Here is a 17,331-nt window from a genome sequence, read left to right as displayed (position 1 = left end):
CTTTCAAGGACACACCATGACAACACTCCCCCGCCTCTATTCGGGCATGCAGCCATCCGCAGACTCCCTGCAGCTCGGCAACTACATCGGCGCGCTGCTGCAGTGGAAAGAACTGCAGACCACGCACGACGCCTTCTTCTCCGTCGTCGACATGCACGCCATCACGGTGTCGCAGGAGCCGACGGAACTGCGCGAGAAGACCCGCAGGACCGCCGCGCAGTACATCGCGGCCGGCATCGACCCGTCCGCATCCACCCTGTACGTGCAGTCGCACGTCCCCGCCCACGCGGAGCTCGCCTGGGTGCTCAACACGATCACCGGCTTCGGTGAGGCGTCGCGGATGACCCAGTTCAAGGACAAGTCGGCCAAGCAGGGCGCGGAGGCCACCTCGGTCGGGCTGTTCGCCTATCCGGTGCTGATGGCGGCTGACATCCTGCTCTACGGTGCCGAGGTCGTCCCGGTCGGCGACGACCAGCGCCAGCACGTCGAGCTCACCCGCGATCTGGCCGAGCGCTTCAACAGCCGGTTCGGGGAGACGTTCGTCGTGCCGCAGGCGATGATCCTCAAGGAGAGCGCCCGCATCTACGACCTGCAGAACCCGACGGCCAAGATGTCGAAGTCCGCGGAGTCGCACGCCGGGGTGGTGTGGCTGCTCGACGAGCCGAAGGTCACGCAGAAGAAGATCATGCGCGCTGTGACGGACACCGACGGCGTCGTGTCCTTCGACCGCGACGGCAAGCCGGGCATCTCCAACCTGCTGACGATCTACTCCTCGCTCTCCGGCCGCAGCATCGAGTCCATCGAGGTGGAGTACGACGGCAAGGGCTACGGGGACTTCAAGAAGGGGCTGGCCGAGGTGGTCGTCGAGACGTTCTCGCCGATCCGCGAGCGCGCCCTCGATCTGCTGGCCGACCCGGCAGAGCTCGACCGCATCCTGGCCAGGAACGCCCAGCGGGCGGAGGAGATCGCCGAGGCCACCCTGGCGGCCGTGTACGACCGCGTCGGCTTCCTGCGCCGAGCACGCTGAGGGATCACCGTGACGAGCGCAGAGACGAACTCGCGTGAGCCCGTCGTCCTGACGGGCTCGCGTGTCGTGCTCTCCGTGCCGGGCGCCTCCGACATCGACCGGGTGGCCGAGCTGTGCTCCGACCCGGCGATCGCGCACTGGACGACGGTGCCGTCTCCGTACACGCGGGGCGACGCGGAGACGTTCGTGCTCGACATCGTCCCTGCGGGGTGGACAGCGGGCAGCTCGTGCACCTGGGCGATCCGCGAGACGGCGGACGGCCCACTGCTGGGCATGATCGGGGTGGACGACATCCACCACGGTGAGGGCGAGATCGGCTTCTGGCTGGCGCCGGAGGCCAGGGGCCGCGGCCTCATGAGCGCCGCCGTTTCGCTCGTGGTCGATCACGCGCTCGCGGCAGCCCCCGGCGGCCTCGGGCTCGCGCGGCTGGTGTGGCGGGCGTTCGTCGGCAACGCCGCCAGCGCATCCGTCGCCCGGCGCGCCGGGTTCCGGTTCGAGGGCACGCGACGTGCGGGAGGCATCCAGCGCGGCGCCAGGCTCGACGACTGGCAGGCCGCCCTGCTGCCGGACGACCCGCGCGAGCAGGCGGGCGACTGGCCGGACGCCACCTACGTTCACGCGGACGGCTCGTGACCGCTCCGTCCGTCGTGCTGTTCGACCTGGACGACACCCTGTTCGCCCACCGGGCTGCCGTCGCCCGCGGCATCCAGCGGCACGTCGCCGCCCTGGGAGAGCCCTACGGCGCCCTGGATGCGGCCACGACGGTCGCATACTGGCACCAGCTGGAGGAGACGCACTACCACTCCTACCTCGCCGGGCAGCTCGACTTCGAAGGGCAGCGCCAGGCGCGCGCCCGCGACTTCGCCGCCCGTCACGGCATCGCCCTCGACGACGCTGCGGCGAGCGTGTGGTTCGCGACGTACTTCGAGCACTACGTGGAGAGCTGGGCCCTGCACGACGACGCGCTGCCGTGCCTGGACACGCTGACCGAGCGCGTCCCCGGCGTGCGGTTCGGGCTCATCACCAACGGCGACCTGGCGTTCCAGACGCGCAAGGTGACGACCGTGGCCCTCGACCAGCGCGTCGAGCACGTGATCGCGTCCGGGGAACTCGGCGTCGTGAAACCGGATCCGGCCATCTTCCTGCACGCCTGCGAGGTCTTCGGCGTCGCGCCGTCCGACGCCGCGTACGTCGGCGACCGCCTGCGCACCGACGCGATCGGCGCCGCCCGCGCCGGCCTCACCGGGGTCTGGCTCGACCGCACCGGCGACGCACAGTCGCCGGAGGACGCTGCGGACGCCGCGGCGGCCGGTGTGCTGCGCATCCGGTCGCTCGCCGAGCTGCCGGCGCTGCTCGCCCCCTGAACTGAACGCCCCTGAACGCGAGAACGCCGCCCGGCTGAGCCGGGCGGCGTTCGTCGTGGTGGTGCTGACTAGGCGTTCTGCACGTCTTCGTCGACCCAGTCGAAGGTCTTCGTGACGGCCTTCTTCCAGAGGCGGAGCTGACGGTCGCGCTCGTCCGCATCCATCTTCGGCTCCCAGCGGCTGTCCTCCTGCCAGTTCTTGCGCAGGTCGTCCAGGTTCTCCCAGAAGCCCGTCGCGAGACCGGCGGCGTACGCGGCACCCAGTGCGGTCGTCTCCGCGACGACCGGGCGGATGACGGGGACGCCGAGGATGTCGGCCTGGAACTGCATCAGGGTGTTGTTGGCGATCATGCCGCCGTCCACCTTCAGCTCGGTGAGGTCGACGCCGGAGTCCGCGTTGACGGCGTCCAGCACCTCGCGGGTCTGGAAGGCCGTGGCCTCCAGGGCGGCGCGGGCGATGTGTCCCTTGTTGACGTACCGGGTGAGGCCGACGAGCGCACCGCGCGCATCCGACCGCCAGTACGGCGCGAACAGACCGGAGAACGCCGGAACGAAGTACGCTCCGCCGTTGTCCTCGACCGTCTTCGCCAGCTCCTCGATCTCCGGGGCGCTCGAGATGATGCCCAGGTTGTCACGGAGCCACTGCACCAGCGAACCGGTGACGGCGATGGAACCCTCGAGGGCGTAGTGCGGCTTCGCGTCGCCGAGCTTGTAGCCCAGCGTCGTCAGCAGACCGTTCTTCGAGTGGACGATCTCCTCACCCGTGTTGAAGATGAGGAAGTTGCCCGTGCCGTAGGTGTTCTTGGACTCGCCGGTGTCGAACGCGGCCTGGCCGAACGTGGCCGCCTGCTGGTCGCCGAGGATGCCGGCGACCGGCACCTCGCGGAGCAGGCTGGACGGCTCGACCTGGCCGTAGACCTCGGAGGAGCTCTTGATCTCCGGGAGCATCGACTTCGGGACGCCGAACACCTCGAGGATGTCGTCGCGCCAGCTCAGCGTCTCCAGGTCCATGAACAGGGTGCGGGAGGCGTTCGTCACGTCGGTGGCGTGCACACCGCCGTCCGGGCCGCCGGTCAGGTTCCAGAGCACCCACGAGTCCGTGGTGCCGAAGAGCAGGTCCCCGGCCTCCGCGCGCTCGCGTGCGCCTTCGACGTTCTCCAGGATCCAGACGATCTTGGTGCCGGAGAAGTAGGTCGCCAGCGGAAGGCCGACGATCGGCTTGAAGCGCTCGACGCCGCCGTCGGCCGCCAGGCGGTCCACGATCGGCTGGGTGCGGGTGTCCTGCCAGACGATGGCGTTGTAGACGGGCTCGCCGGTGTTCTTGTCCCAGACCACCGCGGTCTCGCGCTGGTTGGTGATGCCGACAGCAGCGATGTCGTGACGGGTGAGGTCCGCCTTCGACAGAGCCTGGCCGATCACCTCGCGGGTGTTGTTCCAGATCTCGACGGGGTTGTGCTCGACCCAGCCGGCCTTCGGGAAGATCTGCTCGTGCTCCAGCTGACCGGTCGAGACGATCGACCCGGACTTGTCGAAGATGATCGCACGGGTACTGGTCGTGCCCTGATCGATGGCGACAACGTACTCGGCCATAGGTAACTCCTTTGTTTTGGGGGGTGGGACTGACGCGGGCCGATCCGTTTCCGGATCGGCCCGCGGGTATTACTTGAGGATGGGGAGCAGGATGATGCCGAGCCAGCCGGCGAGGAGACCGCCGATGATCGGGCCGACGACGGGCACCCAGGAGTACGACCAGTCGCTCGAGCCCTTGCCCTTGATCGGCAGGATCGCGTGCGCGATGCGCGGACCGAGGTCACGGGCAGGGTTGATGGCGTATCCGGTCGGGCCACCGAGGCTGGCGCCGATGCCGATCACCAGGAGGGCGACGGGCAGAGCACCGAGGGCGGCGAGACCGGCGGCCTGGCCGGGCTGGTGACCGAACGCGATCACCACGAACACCAGCACGAAGGTGCCGATGATCTCCGTCACGAGGTTCCACGCGTAGCTGCGGATCGCCGGGCCGGTCGAGAAGACGCCGAGCTTGTTGGCGGGCTCAGGCTCCTCGTCGAAGTGCTTCTTGTACGCCAGCCAGGTGAGGACGGCGCCGATGATGGCACCGATCAGCTGAGCCAGGATGTACAAGGCCACGACACCGAAGTTCACCGGAACCAGCGTGTGCGCGGCGGCGGAGCCGAAGGCCTTGGCGCCGTTGGCGACAAGTCCGAGCGTCACAGCGGGGTTCAGATGGGCGCCGGAGTTGTAGGAAACGATCACACCAGCGAAGACCGCGAGGCCCCAGCCGATGTTCACCATCAGGAACCCGCCGTTGAAGCCCTTGTTCTTGATGAGTGCGACGTTCGCCACGACGCCGGTACCGAGGAGGACGAGCATCGCCGTGCCCACCAACTCCGACAGGAAATCTACACCGATATTGTCCACGTTGACCTTCCAGTTGTTCAGTTGACCCGCACCCTGTTGTGCGATGTGGTGTGGTTCTCGTCAGGGTGGGCAATTGAACGCTATTAGCGCCAGCCCACCGTGACAAGAACCGTGCTATGCACGTTCGTGCATCATCGGAGCGCCGCGGCTTCGCTGCCGTCCTCCGACTCGAGGTGCACCCGGTGGGCGTCGGCGAGTTCCGCTATGAATGCATCTTCCTCCTCAGACCGCCGAATTGGCGACCATCCGAGTGCGTTCGCCACGATTTCGCCCACCTCGCGCACGAGACCGCCGCTGATTCCGCCGACGAACGCGATGCTGGTGCGGCGCAGGAAGACGTCGGAGAGGTGCGCGACGTGCTCGGTGCGCACCAGGTAGTCGATCTCTGCGCGCGAGTAGTCCGGCGCCCCGGCGAGGCGGGTGTCGTCGTCGTCGCTGCCCGCGATGGCGTCGATCACGTACGTCGCCTTGGTGCCGTAGCGGTGCAGCAGCTGGGATGCGCGCTCGGCACCCACGTCTGCGCCGTACCTGGCCACCCAGTCGCGCTCCGCCGCGGGAGTCGACGGGAAGCCGGCGCCTCCACCAATGGCGAGACCGGCGGTGGACACCCTGCGGGACGCGCCGAGCGCATCCAGGGTCTCGTTGGCCAGGTGCTCGCTCAGCGCGCGGAACGTCGTCCACTTGCCGCCCACCAGGCTGAGGACCGCGGTGGAGCCGAGGCCGTCGATGGTGCCGGGGACGATGCGGTAGTCACGCGAGACGAAACCGGGGGCGGTGTCGTCGTGGTGCGGCAGCGGGCGGACGCCGGAGAAGCTGTAGACGATCTGCGAACGGGTCACCGGGATCGTTGGGAAAACGTGCGAGACCAGCTCGATGAAGTAGTCGATCTCGTCCTCGGTGCACACGGCGCGCTCGGACATGTCCGCTTCGAGGTCGGTGGTGCCGACCATGACGCGGCCCTTGAGCGGGTAGATCAGCACGATGCGGCCGTCGTTGTTCTCGAAGAACATCTCGCGGCCCTTGCACGCCTCGAGCAGTTCCTGGTTGTCGAGGACGATGTGCGAGCCCTTCGTGCCTCCCATGAACTCCGTGCTGCGGCCGAGCGCTGCGTTGGTGAGGTCTGTCCACGGACCGGACGCGTTCACGACCACGTCGGCGACGATGCTGAACTCCTCGCCCGTCTCGCGGTCGCGGACGAGCACTCCCCCGTCGCGCGTGCCGATCGCCTCGACGTAGTTGGCCGCGCGGGCTTGCGGGCCGGCCGCGAGACCGTCGGCCAGCACATCCAGGGCCAGGCGCTCCGGGTCGTGGACGCTGGCGTCGAAGTACGTCGCGGTGTACTTGATGCCGGGGTTCAGCTCCGGCTGGGTCTCCAGCGACCTCTTCTTGCCGGAGAACTGGTGACGGGGCACGCTGCCTCCGTCGCGCGAGAACGAGTCGTAGATCGTCAGGCCGGTCTTGATGAGGAACGCGCCGCGCTCCTTCGGCTTCCCCTGCTTGTGGGTGAGGAAGCGCAGCGGGGCGGCCAGGATGCCCGAGAAGGTGGAGAAGATCGGGATGGTGGTCTGCAGCGGCTTGACGTAGTGCGGCGCGATCTTGAGCAGGCCGTTGCGCTCGGTCACCGACTCCTTGACCAGCCGGAACTCGCCGTTCTCCAGGTAGCGGACGCCGCCGTGGATCATGTGGCTCGACGCTGCGGACGCTCCGGAGACGAAGTCGTTGCGCTCGACGAGGATCACGTCGATGCCCTGCAGGGCCAGGTCGCGGAAGGTGCCGAGGCCGTTGATGCCACCGCCGATGACGAGCACCCTGGCGTTCGGGCGTTCGCGAAGTCGTTCGACCTCGGTGCGGGTTGCGTTCGACTTCGTTGCCACGGCTACTCCTGTTTTTCCTCGGGGCGGATTTCTGCCAGCTATAGTTTTCGATGCCCGGACACTTTGTTCAAGCTGGCTGCACATACGTGCAACCGCAGCTCGACGAGAGAAGACGACACCCGAATGCCCACCAACGACACCGAGAACCTGCCGGAGAAGACCCGCGACGCTCTCAAAGCCGGCCACCTCTACTACATGCAGGACCTGACGATGGAAGCCATCGCCCACGAGATGCACACCTCGCGGTCCAGCGTTTCCCGCCTGCTCAGCTACGCCCGCGCCTCCGGGCTGGTCACCATCCAGATCGCCACCCCGCACGAGGGGGCGACGCGCATCCAGCAGGACATCCACGAGCGCTACGGCATCGCTGCGCACATCGTGCCGATGCCGAGCGCCATCAGCGACGTGGACAGGCTGGAGCGGGTCGCCATCTCGGCTGCACGGATTCTCGACAGGTTCATCGACTCCAACCAGACCGTCGGGATCGCCTGGGGGTCCACGATGAGCGCCCTCAGCAGGCACCTCATCCCGAAAGACCTGCACAACCTGGAATTCGTGCAGCTGAACGGGGCGGGCAACACGTACACGACCGGTGTGCTCTATGCGTCGGAGATCCTGCGCCGTTTCGGCGACACCTTCTCCGGCACGATCCAGGAGTTCCCCGTGCCCGCCCTGTTCGACGACCCGCAGACCAAGACGGCGATGTGGCGCGAGCGCAGCACCCGGCGCATCCTGGACATCCAGGAGCGGATGGATGTGGCGATCTTCGGCCTCGGCTCCCCGTTCTCCGAGGTGCGCTCGCACGTCTACGCCGGCGGCTACCTCGACCAGGCCGACTACGCATCCCTCGACGAGTCCGGCGTGGTCGGCGACGTGGCCACCGTGTTCTTCCGCGAAGACGGCAGCCACCACGGCATCCCGCTGAACGAACGGGCGAGCGGGCCGGACATCGACCTGATCAAGCGCGTGCCGCGCCGCGTCTGCGTCGTGTCGGGGCCGTCCAAGGTGCACAGCCTCCGCGGTGCGCTCTCCGCCGAGCTCATCACCGACCTGATCGTGGACGAAGGGACTGCCCGCGCACTGGTTTCGCTGCGAGACTGAGCACATGACCGCATCCGTCCTGCTCATCACCGGCACCTCCACCGGCATCGGCCGCTCCTCCGCCATCGCGGCGGCCCGCGCCGGCCACACCGTCGTCGCCACCATGCGCGACCTCGCCAAGCGCGGACCGCTGGACGCCGCCGCCGCAGAAGCAGGGGTGACGCTCGACGTGCACGCCCTGGATGTGACGGACCCTGCATCCATCGACGCCTGCTTCGCGCACATCCGGTCGGAGCACGGACGACTGGATGTGCTGCTCAACAACGCGGGCTCCGGCCACGTCGGCACGATCGAGGACGAGTCCGTCCAAGAGGTGCGCGACGTGATGGAGGTCAACTTCTTCGGCGTCGTCGCCGTGACGAAGGCGGCCATGCCGATGCTGCGCGAGACGGGAGGCCGGGTGCTGACCGTTTCGAGCGTCGGCGGAGTGGTCGGCCAGCCGTTCAACGAGGCGTACTGCGCCGCGAAGTTCGCCGTCGAGGGGTTCATGGAGTCGCTGACCCCGGTGGCCGGAGCGCTCGGCGTGCGCGTGACCGTCATCGAGCCTGGCGCCGTCACGACCGAGTTCGTCGCGAACGTCGGTGCAGGCAGCTCCGCGCCGGCCGCCGACTCCCCGTACCGTCCCCTGTTCGACGCGTACCTCGCGAGGACGGCCGCGGCGTTCGACCCGGCGAACGCGCAGACTCCCGACGGCGTCGCCGACGTGATCGTCGCGCTGCTCGCCGACGAGCATCCCGCTGCCAGGGTGCAGCCCTCCGAGGCGGCGAAGCGCTTCGCAGGCGTGAAGCTCGCGGACCTCGACGGGTCGGCCGTGCAGACGCTCACGGCGGGCTGGATCGCGCAGCAGCCCGCGTAACAGTGCGACGGGAATAGTCCGCACACCGAGGCGTTGACTAGACTCAGAACACAAACGTGCTCCGGGGTCGGTGAAAGTCCGAACCGGCGGTGATAGTCCGCGAGCGGGGCTGCGTGAGAGCGCAGCACTGTTGAGCCGGTGAAACTCCGGCACCGACGGTAATGGGGTCAGGCAACGCCTGGCCACTCAGTCCGGATGGGAGGCAGCACGGGTGGCGGCCGCATGCGGTCGCCGGCCACGCGACCCCGGCACACGTCTCGCTACAAGAGACAGGACCGATCTGGGATGACGTGGGACGCGGCGATGAGAACCGCCATCGAACTCGCTCACAACGGGCCGGCCACGGGTGTGAACCCGCGGGTCGGCTGCGTGATCCTCGACGCAGCAGGCGCGACCATCGCCGAAGGCTGGCACCGCGGCGTCGGCACCCCGCACGCCGAAGTGGATGCGCTCTCCAAGCTCGGCGAAGGAGAAGCCGCCGGCGCGACGGCCGTCGTCACCCTCGAACCGTGCAACCACTGGGGCCACACCGGTCCGTGCTCGGAGGCCCTCATCGAGGCGGGCGTCGCACGGGTCGTCTACGCGGCCACCGACCCCGGCCACTCCTCCAGCGGAGGAGCCGCGCGGCTGCGCGAGGCCGGCGTCGAGGTGATCGGCGGTGTGCTCGCCGACGAGGTCGAGGCGTTCCTCGGCGACTGGCTCACGGCCGCGCGCCTCGGCCGCCCGTACATCACGGTCAAGTGGGCGAGCAGCCTCGACGGCCGCGCGGCGGCCGACGACGGCACGAGCACCTGGATCACCGGTGCTGCTGCCCGGCAGCGCGTGCACGAGCAGCGCGAGGCGTCGGACGCCATCGTGGTCGGCACAGGCACCGTGCTCGCCGACGACCCCAGCCTCACCGCCCGCGGAGACGCCGGAGAACTCCTGCGCACCCAGCCCACCCCCGTCGTGGTCGGGATGCGCGCCGTGCCCAAGGACGCGGCGGTCTTCCGGCACCCCAACCCGGTGATCTTCGAGGGGACGCACGACGTGCACGACGTGGTCGCCGACCTGCACCAGCGCGGCTTCCGCCGGGTGTACGTCGAGGGAGGGCCGACGCTCGCGAGCGCGTTCATCGAGGCCGGACTCGTCGACGAGTACGCCATCTACCTCGCGCCCACCCTGCTCGGCGGCAGCAAGGTCGCCATCGGGGACATCGGGGTGGGGACGATCTCCGAGCAGCGGCTGCTGCGCATCCACTCGATCGAGCAGCTGGGGGCCGACCTGTTCGTCCAGGCCGTGCCGGAACGGCAGCATCCAGAGCAGTCACAGAGAGAAGGCAACTGAGCATGTTCACCGGAATCATCGAAGAGCTGGGCGAGATCGTCGCCGTCGACCTCGGCGACGACGCGGCACGGATCACCGTGCGCGGACCCATCGCCGTCAGCGACGCGAAGCACGGCGACTCGATCTCGGTCAGCGGCGTCTGCCTCACCGTCATCGACCAGGATGCGGAGACGTTCACGGCGGACGTCATGGCGGAGACCCTCGCGATGAGCACCCTGGACGGCGTCCAGCCCGGCCGCACGGTCAACCTCGAGCGCGCAGCCCAGGTGGGCGACCGCCTCGGCGGCCACATCGTGCAGGGCCACATCGACGGAACGGCGGAGGTCATCGCCATCACGGACGGCAGCGCCTGGCGCGTCGTGCGGCTCAGCCTCGACCCGGAGCACGCGCCGCTCGTCGCCCGCAAGGGCTCGATCGCCATCGACGGCGTCTCGCTCACGGTGAGCGAGGTCGGAGGGACCATCGACGACGGCTGGTTCGAGGTGTCCCTCATCCCGGAGACGCTCGCGGCCACCACCCTCGGCGAGCGCGTCGTCGGCGACCGCGTCAACATCGAGACCGACATCGTGGCCAGGCACGTCGAGCGGATGCTCGGCCTGGGCTACGGACCACTGACAGCAGAACCCGAACGGAGCGCATCATGAGCCTCGCCACCATCCCCCAGGCCTTGAGCGAACTGCGCGCCGGCCGCCCGGTCATCGTCGCGGACAACGAGAGCCGCGAGAACGAGGGCGACGTCATCCTCGCCGCAGAGCTGGCCAGCCAGGAGTGGATCGCCTGGACGGTCAAGAACTCGTCCGGCTTCATCTGCGCACCGATGACCAACGAGATCGCCGACCGGCTCGACCTGCCGGTGATGGTCGCCACCAACGAGGACTCGCGCGGCACCAACTACACGGTGAGCGTGGATGCGGCCGACCGGCTCAGCACCGGCATCAGCGCCGCGGACCGCGCCCACACGCTGCGCGTCCTCGCCGACCTCGACTCCGTGCCGGCCAGCCTGCACCGGCCGGGCCACATCCTGCCCCTGCGCGCCGTCGACGGCGGCGTGCGGGAGCGCGACGGCCACACCGAGGCTGCGGTCGACCTGCTGAAGCTCGCCGGCCTCACCCCGGTGGGAGCCATCGCCGAGATCGTCGCGGACGACGGCGAGATGATGCGCCTGCCCGGGCTGATCGAGCTGGGCGAGCGCGAGGGCGTGCTCGTCATCACCATCGAGGCGCTGATCGCCTACCTGCAGGAGTTCCACTGCGACCAGCAGCTCGAGACGGTCACCCCGATCCCAGAGACCTCGCGGGTGATCTTCGAGGTCGAGACCACGGTGCCGACCACGCACGGCTCGTTCAAAATGCGCGCATACCGCGACAGGATGACCGGCGCCGACCACGTGGCCATCGTGTCCGGCCAGCCCAGCGCATCCGGAACACTGGTGCGGGTGCACTCCGAGTGCCTCACCGGCGAGGCGTTCGGCTCGCTCAAGTGCGAGTGCGGTCCGCAGCTCGACGCTGCGCTCGACACGATCCAGCGGGAGGGCGGCGTGGTCGTCTACCTGCGCGGTCACGAGGGCAGGGGCATCGGGCTCATCAACAAGCTGCGCGCGTACAAGCTGCAGGAGGAGGGTCTCGACACCCTGGATGCGAACCTCGCCCTCGGCCTGCCGATCGACGCCCGAGACTACGGTGCAGCCACGGCGATCCTGCAGGAGCTCGGCATCCAGTCGGTGCGCCTGCTCACCAACAACCCGGAGAAGGTGCGCCAGCTCGAAGAGCACGGCATCGCCGTCGAGGAGCGCGTGCCGCTCGTCGTGGGCGTCGGCACCTTCAACGAGGGATACCTCGAAACCAAGCGTGACCGCATGGGTCACCTTTTCACCCCTGCAGAGCAGACAGCCGAAAGGACAGCACGATGAGCGGAGCGGGAGCCCCGAACGCCGAAGAGACCGTCGACGGAACCGGTCTGAACGTGGTCATCGTCGCCGGGACCTGGCACGACCAGATCACCGACGGCCTCATCGCGGGAGCCCAGCGCACGCTGGAGGCGTCGGGAGCGACGTTCTCGCTGGTGCGCGTGCCCGGCAGCTTCGAGCTGCCGGTGGTGAGCAAGGCCGCACTGGAGTCCGGTGCGGATGCCGTTGTCGCCCTCGGTGTCATCATCCGGGGTGGCACGCCGCACTTCGAGTACGTGTCGTCCGCTGCGACGGACGGGCTCACCCGGGTCGCCATCGACACCGGCAAGCCGGTCGGCTTCGGCGTGCTGACGCTCGACGACGAGGCGCAGGGCATCGACAGGGCCGGCCTGCCCGGCTCGCGCGAGGACAAGGGCGCGGAGGCGGCGCACGCCGCGCTCAGCACGGCGCTGACCCTCCGGGCCCTGCGCGCCTGACCCTCATCCACAGGCTCGCCCCCTCCGGCGGCGAGATGCCAGTAACTGCGGCGAAACGCCCGGGATGCGCGACAGATAGTGGCATCTCGGGCGAAGGGATTGCGCGCTACGGCTTCCAGACCATGAGCACGACGACGAGCACGAGCAGCAGCGAGGCGACACCGGACCCTGCCGCGATCGCCGGGTAGCCGCGGGAGGACAGGTCGGCGGCCTCGGCCGCCGGGGTCTGCCCGGCCGCGACGGCGGCTGGTGCACCGGATGTCGCACGAACCTCGAGCGCTTCGGCCGCGCGCTTCATGGCCGGAACGACCACGAACAGCGTCAGGCCGAGGGCGATGACGTAGGCGATGATCGACCACAGGATCCAGGGCGTCGTGACCGAGGTCTTGTACTTCGGGTCGGACATCCCCATCACGCCGAAGCCGAAGACGACCACGAGCAGCGACAGCAGCGAGAAGATGTTGGTCGACTTCGCCAGGGTGGTCACCTGTCCCGCGTTTCCGGCGCGGACGGCGCGCATGGCGGTCATCGGGAGGATGGCCATCGGGCCGACGATGAAGACGGCAGACACGACGTGCAGAACAGCGAACAGAGTATCCATGCCTCCAGCGTAGCGATGCGGTCTGTCGCCCGGTTTCTGGCCTGCCGCGGCTCCGACGTATGGTGGAGGGGCGCCACAAGCGCCGTACCCACCGATTTTCTGCTCACGAGTTCGCGAGACGCCCGACCGACGCCCGCATCCACAGCATCGTTCACTGTTCGTCACGCACCCCGGAAGTAGCACCCCCATGTCTTCGACGGCCTCCGTCACCCCACCAGCCGCACCAGCGAACACGCGCGGCCGCGTCATCCTCGCCAGCCTCATCGGCACGTCGATCGAGTTCTACGACTTCTACGTCTACGCGACCGCCGCCGTCCTGGTGTTCCCCGCCCTGTTCTTCACGAACGAAGACCCGACCACCGCGTTGCTCGCGTCGTTCGCCGTCTTCGGCGTCGCCTTCATCGCGCGCCCGGTCGGCTCCATCCTGTTCGGGCACTTCGGCGACAGGATCGGCCGCAAGGGCACCCTCGTCGGCTCGCTGCTGACGATGGGCATCGCGACCGTCCTCATCGGCTGCCTTCCCACCGCTCAGGTGCCGGGCTGGGAGTTCTGGGCGCCGTTCCTCCTCGTGATCATGCGCTTCTGCCAGGGGCTCGGCCTCGGCGGCGAGTGGAGTGGTGCCGCCCTGCTGGCGACCGAGAACGCACCGGCGGGCAAGCGCGCGATCTACGGCACGTTCCCGCAGCTCGGCGCCCCGATCGGCTTCATCATCGCCAACCTGCTGTTCCTGGTCCTCAACCTCTCGATGAGCCCGGAGGCGTTCAGCGCGTGGGGCTGGCGTGTGCCGTTCCTGCTCAGCGCCATCCTGGTGATCGTCGGCCTGTACGTGCGGCTCAAACTCGTCGAGACCCCCGCGTTCCAGAAGGTCGTCGACACCGGCGAGGTCGCCAAGCTGCCGCTCGCCCGCGTGTTCAAGACCAGCTGGTACCAGATCATCCTCGGCACGTTCATCATGCTGGCCACCTACGTGCTGTTCTACCTGATGACCGCGTTCACCCTCACATACGGCACGACGGCCGCCACCGAGGCGTCCGCCCGCGCGGCGGCGGAGAAGGCGGGCAAGGCGTTCGATCCCGCCGCCTTCGTCCCCGGCCTCGGTTACACCCGCAACGAGTTCCTCATCATGCTCATCGTCGGTGTCGTGTTCTTCGGAATCTTCACCCTGGTGGCCGGACCGCTCGCCGAACGCTACGGCCGCCGCAAGACGCTGATCTGGGTGACGCTCGGGATCATCGTCTTCGGCCTGCTGTTCGTCCCGCTGTTCGGAGGCGGCTTCGTCGGCACGATGGCCCTGCTCATCGTCGGCTTCACCCTGATGGGCCTCACCTTCGGCCCGATGGGCGCCCAGCTGCCCGAACTGTTCCCCACCAATGTGCGCTACACCGGCTCTGCCATCGCGTACAACCTGGCCAGCGTGCTCGGCGCGGCCGTCGCACCGACCATCGCCGTCTGGCTGTGGACGATGGCGCACGGCTCGACGGTCTGGGTCGGCGTCTACCTGTCCCTCGCCGGAGTGCTGACGCTGATCGCGCTGTTCCTCAGCAAGGAGACGAAGGACGTGGACTTCAACGAGAACGTGTCGTAGCGGCGGCGCGGCGGCTAGTCCAGGAACAGCGCGCGCAGCCGCCGCGTGGTCAGGATGAGCCCGAGCACGATCATCACCACGAAGTAGAGCACGTGCCAGAGCAGGCCGGCGTCGACGGCGCCGGTGGTCAGGCTGCGGACCAGTTCGACGCCGTGCCAGAGCGGGAGAGCCTGGATGACCACCTGGATCGCCGGCGGGTACACCGTGATCGGGTAGAACGTGGCCGAGAGCAGGAACATCGGCAGCATGACGAAGTTGATCCAGTCCATCTGCTGGAAGGTCTTCATGTAGCTGGTGATGCCCATCCCGAAGCTGGCGAAGCCGAACGCGATCAGCAGCACGGCGGGCAGCGCGAGGATCGCCCACCACGACAGGTTGAGCCCGAGCACCTGCATCACCAGCATGAAGCCGAGAGCGTAGAGCGCCCCGCGCGCGAGCGCGAGCAGGATCTCGCCGAGAGCCACGTCGAGCGGGCCGAGCGAGGTGGAGAGCATCCCCTCGTAGAGCTTCGCGAAGTGCATCTTGAAGAACACGTTCCAGGTGGAGTCGTAGACCGCGCCGTTCATCGCCGCCGTCGCCAGGAGCGCCGGGGCGATGAACGCCGCGTATCCGACCTCCTGCCCGGACGACGTCGTCACCTGCCCGACCATCGCCCCGAGGCCGACGCCGAGCGACAGCAGGTAGAAGATCGGCTCGAAGAACCCGGAGACGATCACGAGCCAGTTGGTGCTGCGGGTGGCGAGCCAGCCGCGCTGCATGACACTGGATGCGTTCCCCGCGTAGAGCGCGCTCAGCGGCCTGGTGTGCGCCACGGTCGCGATCAGCGGCTCGTCGGCGGTGGTCTGCCTCTGGCCGCTCACTTGTTCAGCCTCCTCGACGCGATCCGGCGGGTCCACATCCAGAACACGACGAACAGGGCGACCAGATAGAGCACGTGCGTGATCGTGAGCCAGAGCGGTTCCGCCATGCCGTAGGTGAACACCCTGGCGAGCTCCGAGGCGTGCCAGAGCGGGACAGCCAGCCGATCCACTGCAGGAAGGGGGGCATCGCGGTGAGCGGGAAGAAGGTGCCGGAGAACAGGGTCATCGGCAGCAGCACGAAGCGCATCACCAGCGCGAGCTGCCCCGTGTCCTGTTCGAGCGTTGCCACGTACGTCATCACCGGGACGCCGAACGCGACGCCCGCGAGCACGGCGACCGGGATGGCGAGGAACCCGGCGGCGGACGGGACGGCGCCGAACAGCACCATCACCACGTAGTAGATGATGCTGGCGGTGAACAGGCGAGCGACCACCGAGATCACCAGCCCGTCGATGATCTGGCCGGCGGCGATCGGGGCGGCGTTCATGCCGTAGAACGTCGGGTTCCACTTGAAGCCGAGCATCACCGGGTATGTGAACTCCTCGCTCGCGATCGTGACCGCGGCCGTGCAGAGGAGTGCCGGCGCGACGAACGCGAGATAGCTGACCCCGTCGACGCCCTGCTCCCCCAGGTTCTTGCTGACCAGGCTGCCGAGGCCGACGCCCATCGCGAAGAGGTAGAGCAGCGGGTAGCCGATGGCGGTCATCAGCACCGTCTGCAGGTAGGAGCGCATCACGCGGAAGCGGTGCTCCGCGACGTACCACGCCCCGAATCTGCGCGGCTTGACGGCGGCCGCGATGGCGAGCTGCGCATCCGGGGCTGTGCCTGCTGTCGTCGTCATTCGATCAGGCTCCTGCCGGTGAGCCGGAGGAACACGTCTTCGAGGCTGGACCTCCGCACCAGGCTGGTGATCGGGTGCAGGCCGCGCTCGGTGATGCGCACCAGCTCCGCCTCGCCGTCGTCGCTGTAGACCAGGATGCGGTCGGGCAGCACCTCGATGCGCTCCCCGATGCCGTCGAGCCGCTCGGCCACCTCGCTGTTGCGGTCGGACCCGAACCGCACCTCCAGCACCTCGCGCGAGGAGTACTCGCGGATGAGCGACGCCGGAGAGCCCTCCGCCATGATGCTGCCCTTGTCCACGACCACCAGCCGGTCGCAGAGCTGCTCGGCCTCATCCATGTAGTGCGTGGTGAGCACGAGCGTCGTTCCCTGCTCCTTGAGCCGGAACAGGCGGTCCCAGAGGATGTGTCGCGCCTGCGGGTCGAGGCCGGTGGTCGGCTCGTCCAGCAACAGGATGCGCGGGTCGTTGATGAGCGCGCGTGCGATGGTGAGGCGCCGCTTCATGCCGCCGGAGAGGTCGTCGACCTTGGACTTCGCCTTGTCCTCCAGCTGCGCGAACGCCAGCAGTTCGTCTGCCCGCTTGCGCACGCGGGCGCCCGGAAGGCCGAAGTACCGGCCGTAGACGATGAGGTTGTCGCGCACCCGGAGCTCGGTGTCGAGGTTGTCCGCCTGCGGGACGACCCCCAGCTGCGACCGGATCTCCGGCCCGTGGCTGTTCGGGTCGAGGCCCAGGATGCTCAGCTCACCGCCCGTGCGCGTTGAGACCGCCCCGACCATCCGCATCGTGGTCGACTTGCCCGCGCCGTTCGGGCCGAGCAGCCCGAACGACTCCCCGGGCGCGACCTCGAAGCTGATGCCGTTGACGGCGGCGAACTCCTTGTACTTCTTGACGAGGTTGTTCGCGGTGATGACAGGCGTTGGCATAGTTCATCACGATAGCCCGATCGGCCGACATCGCGAGCGGCCCGAATCCGGCTATCTGGGCAAACAAGCAGTTCGCAGGAAGTACGGTCGAAGTAGCGTTCCGCGCTGAGCGCTTCCCGGGCGCCCCCACGACGCTGCGAACCTCCCCACGAATCC

Annotated in this window: 17 protein-coding genes and 1 riboswitch; of the genes, 10 read left to right on the top strand and 7 right to left on the bottom strand. The window is 68.4% G+C overall.

Features of this window, described 5'->3' with window-relative positions; genetic code table 11:
• The first annotated feature begins 16 nt into the window (after positions 1–16).
• From trpS to ACN6M5_RS17925, 3 genes are read left to right on the top strand one after another with little or no spacing between them, the layout of a single operon-like run.
• Positions 17–1,027, top strand: coding sequence for a tryptophan--tRNA ligase (gene trpS / locus ACN6M5_RS17935; RefSeq protein WP_434951938.1), 1,011 nt, complete (start codon positions 17–19; stop codon positions 1,025–1,027).
• 9 nt (positions 1,028–1,036) lie between these two features.
• On the top strand, positions 1,037–1,660 hold the full coding sequence (locus ACN6M5_RS17930) for a GNAT family N-acetyltransferase (protein ID WP_434951936.1): 624 nt from the start codon (positions 1,037–1,039) through the stop codon (positions 1,658–1,660).
• A complete protein-coding gene (locus ACN6M5_RS17925) occupies positions 1,657–2,391 on the top strand; it encodes an HAD family hydrolase (RefSeq protein WP_434951934.1) in 735 nt (244 codons plus the stop codon). The genes ACN6M5_RS17930 and ACN6M5_RS17925 overlap by 4 nt, the downstream gene beginning before the upstream one ends.
• A gap of 68 nt (positions 2,392–2,459) precedes the next feature.
• On the opposite strand, the gene glpK is transcribed toward ACN6M5_RS17925, so the two are convergent.
• The 3 genes from glpK to ACN6M5_RS17910 form a co-directional block, all read right to left on the bottom strand.
• Complete coding sequence (glpK, locus tag ACN6M5_RS17920) at positions 2,460–3,980, bottom strand: glycerol kinase GlpK (protein WP_085369188.1); 1,521 nt, start codon at positions 3,978–3,980, stop codon at positions 2,460–2,462.
• Positions 3,981–4,049: 69 nt separating this feature from the next.
• Complete coding sequence (locus tag ACN6M5_RS17915; RefSeq protein WP_247597407.1) at positions 4,050–4,778, bottom strand: MIP/aquaporin family protein; 729 nt, start codon at positions 4,776–4,778, stop codon at positions 4,050–4,052.
• Between the two features lie 179 nt (positions 4,779–4,957).
• Positions 4,958–6,700: a glycerol-3-phosphate dehydrogenase/oxidase gene (locus tag ACN6M5_RS17910; protein WP_434951932.1), complete on the bottom strand. Its 1,743-nt coding sequence runs from the start codon at positions 6,698–6,700 to the stop codon at positions 4,958–4,960.
• A 123-nt stretch (positions 6,701–6,823) separates the two neighbouring features.
• Between ACN6M5_RS17910 and ACN6M5_RS17905 the strand changes: the two genes are divergently transcribed.
• From ACN6M5_RS17905 to ribH, 6 genes are all read left to right on the top strand, one after another.
• Positions 6,824–7,801 (top strand): sugar-binding transcriptional regulator, encoded by a 978-nt coding sequence (locus ACN6M5_RS17905; protein WP_085369191.1) that lies wholly within the window; start codon positions 6,824–6,826, stop codon positions 7,799–7,801.
• A gap of 4 nt (positions 7,802–7,805) precedes the next feature.
• Positions 7,806–8,657 (top strand): SDR family oxidoreductase, encoded by an 852-nt coding sequence (locus ACN6M5_RS17900; protein WP_434951929.1) that lies wholly within the window; start codon positions 7,806–7,808, stop codon positions 8,655–8,657.
• Between the two features lie 52 nt (positions 8,658–8,709).
• Positions 8,710–8,870, top strand: a riboswitch (FMN riboswitch).
• 90 nt (positions 8,871–8,960) lie between these two features.
• Complete coding sequence (gene ribD, locus ACN6M5_RS17895) at positions 8,961–9,983, top strand: bifunctional diaminohydroxyphosphoribosylaminopyrimidine deaminase/5-amino-6-(5-phosphoribosylamino)uracil reductase RibD (protein ID WP_434951927.1); 1,023 nt, start codon at positions 8,961–8,963, stop codon at positions 9,981–9,983.
• A 2-nt stretch (positions 9,984–9,985) separates the two neighbouring features.
• The gene (locus ACN6M5_RS17890; RefSeq protein ID WP_434951925.1) at positions 9,986–10,627 is read left to right on the top strand and encodes a riboflavin synthase; all 642 of its coding nucleotides are present in this window, start codon (positions 9,986–9,988) and stop codon (positions 10,625–10,627) included.
• Positions 10,624–11,892, top strand: coding sequence for a GTP cyclohydrolase II (gene ribA / locus ACN6M5_RS17885; protein WP_434951923.1), 1,269 nt, complete (start codon positions 10,624–10,626; stop codon positions 11,890–11,892). Before ACN6M5_RS17890 ends, ribA begins: the two co-directional genes overlap by 4 nt.
• Positions 11,889–12,365, top strand: coding sequence for a 6,7-dimethyl-8-ribityllumazine synthase (gene ribH, locus ACN6M5_RS17880; protein WP_434951921.1), 477 nt, complete (start codon positions 11,889–11,891; stop codon positions 12,363–12,365). Before ribA ends, ribH begins: the two co-directional genes overlap by 4 nt.
• 106 nt (positions 12,366–12,471) lie before the next feature.
• On the opposite strand, the gene ACN6M5_RS17875 is transcribed toward ribH, so the two are convergent.
• The gene (locus tag ACN6M5_RS17875; RefSeq protein ID WP_085369198.1) at positions 12,472–12,966 is read right to left on the bottom strand and encodes a DUF2269 family protein; all 495 of its coding nucleotides are present in this window, start codon (positions 12,964–12,966) and stop codon (positions 12,472–12,474) included.
• A gap of 187 nt (positions 12,967–13,153) precedes the next feature.
• Here ACN6M5_RS17875 and ACN6M5_RS17870 point away from each other — a divergent pair, with 187 nt between their 5' ends.
• Entirely contained in the window at positions 13,154–14,551 is a 1,398-nt protein-coding gene (locus ACN6M5_RS17870; protein ID WP_085369199.1) for an MFS transporter, read from the top strand.
• Positions 14,552–14,565: 14 nt separating this feature from the next.
• Here the strand turns inward: ACN6M5_RS17870 and ACN6M5_RS17865 are convergent, their stop codons facing one another.
• From ACN6M5_RS17865 to ACN6M5_RS17855, 3 genes are read right to left on the bottom strand one after another with little or no spacing between them, the layout of a single operon-like run.
• Positions 14,566–15,375: an ABC transporter permease gene (locus ACN6M5_RS17865; protein ID WP_434952439.1), complete on the bottom strand. Its 810-nt coding sequence runs from the start codon at positions 15,373–15,375 to the stop codon at positions 14,566–14,568.
• A 40-nt stretch (positions 15,376–15,415) separates the two neighbouring features.
• Positions 15,416–16,252: an ABC transporter permease gene (locus ACN6M5_RS17860; protein ID WP_434951918.1), complete on the bottom strand. Its 837-nt coding sequence runs from the start codon at positions 16,250–16,252 to the stop codon at positions 15,416–15,418.
• Positions 16,249–17,175: an ABC transporter ATP-binding protein gene (locus ACN6M5_RS17855; RefSeq protein WP_434951916.1), complete on the bottom strand. Its 927-nt coding sequence runs from the start codon at positions 17,173–17,175 to the stop codon at positions 16,249–16,251. The genes ACN6M5_RS17860 and ACN6M5_RS17855 overlap by 4 nt, the downstream gene beginning before the upstream one ends.
• Between the last annotated feature and the right edge of the window lie 156 nt (positions 17,176–17,331).

The sequence above is a fragment of the Leifsonia araucanica genome, from assembly GCF_051161895.1.
In the GTDB taxonomy this organism is placed as follows: Bacteria; Actinomycetota; Actinomycetes; order Actinomycetales; family Microbacteriaceae; genus Leifsonia.
This window is presented reverse-complemented; position numbering and strand designations above follow the sequence as displayed.

What these genes read in the sequence shown, in the direction of transcription:
- ACN6M5_RS17915 (WP_247597407.1), bottom strand. Translation starts at nt 4,778, where the DNA reads ATGCTCGTCCTCCTCGGTACCGGCGTCGTGGCGAACGTCGCACTCATC.
- ACN6M5_RS17890 (WP_434951925.1), top strand. Translation starts at nt 9,986, where the DNA reads ATGTTCACCGGAATCATCGAAGAGCTGGGCGAGATCGTCGCCGTCGAC.
- ACN6M5_RS17855 (WP_434951916.1), bottom strand. Translation starts at nt 17,175, where the DNA reads ATGCCAACGCCTGTCATCACCGCGAACAACCTCGTCAAGAAGTACAAG.
- ACN6M5_RS17905 (WP_085369191.1), top strand. Translation starts at nt 6,824, where the DNA reads ATGCCCACCAACGACACCGAGAACCTGCCGGAGAAGACCCGCGACGCT.
- ACN6M5_RS17860 (WP_434951918.1), bottom strand. Translation starts at nt 16,252, where the DNA reads ATGACGACGACAGCAGGCACAGCCCCGGATGCGCAGCTCGCCATCGCG.
- ribA (WP_434951923.1), top strand. Translation starts at nt 10,624, where the DNA reads ATGAGCCTCGCCACCATCCCCCAGGCCTTGAGCGAACTGCGCGCCGGC.
- ACN6M5_RS17870 (WP_085369199.1), top strand. Translation starts at nt 13,154, where the DNA reads ATGTCTTCGACGGCCTCCGTCACCCCACCAGCCGCACCAGCGAACACG.
- ribH (WP_434951921.1), top strand. Translation starts at nt 11,889, where the DNA reads ATGAGCGGAGCGGGAGCCCCGAACGCCGAAGAGACCGTCGACGGAACC.
- glpK (WP_085369188.1), bottom strand. Translation starts at nt 3,980, where the DNA reads ATGGCCGAGTACGTTGTCGCCATCGATCAGGGCACGACCAGTACCCGT.
- ACN6M5_RS17875 (WP_085369198.1), bottom strand. Translation starts at nt 12,966, where the DNA reads ATGGATACTCTGTTCGCTGTTCTGCACGTCGTGTCTGCCGTCTTCATC.
- trpS (WP_434951938.1), top strand. Translation starts at nt 17, where the DNA reads ATGACAACACTCCCCCGCCTCTATTCGGGCATGCAGCCATCCGCAGAC.
- ACN6M5_RS17900 (WP_434951929.1), top strand. Translation starts at nt 7,806, where the DNA reads ATGACCGCATCCGTCCTGCTCATCACCGGCACCTCCACCGGCATCGGC.
- ribD (WP_434951927.1), top strand. Translation starts at nt 8,961, where the DNA reads ATGAGAACCGCCATCGAACTCGCTCACAACGGGCCGGCCACGGGTGTG.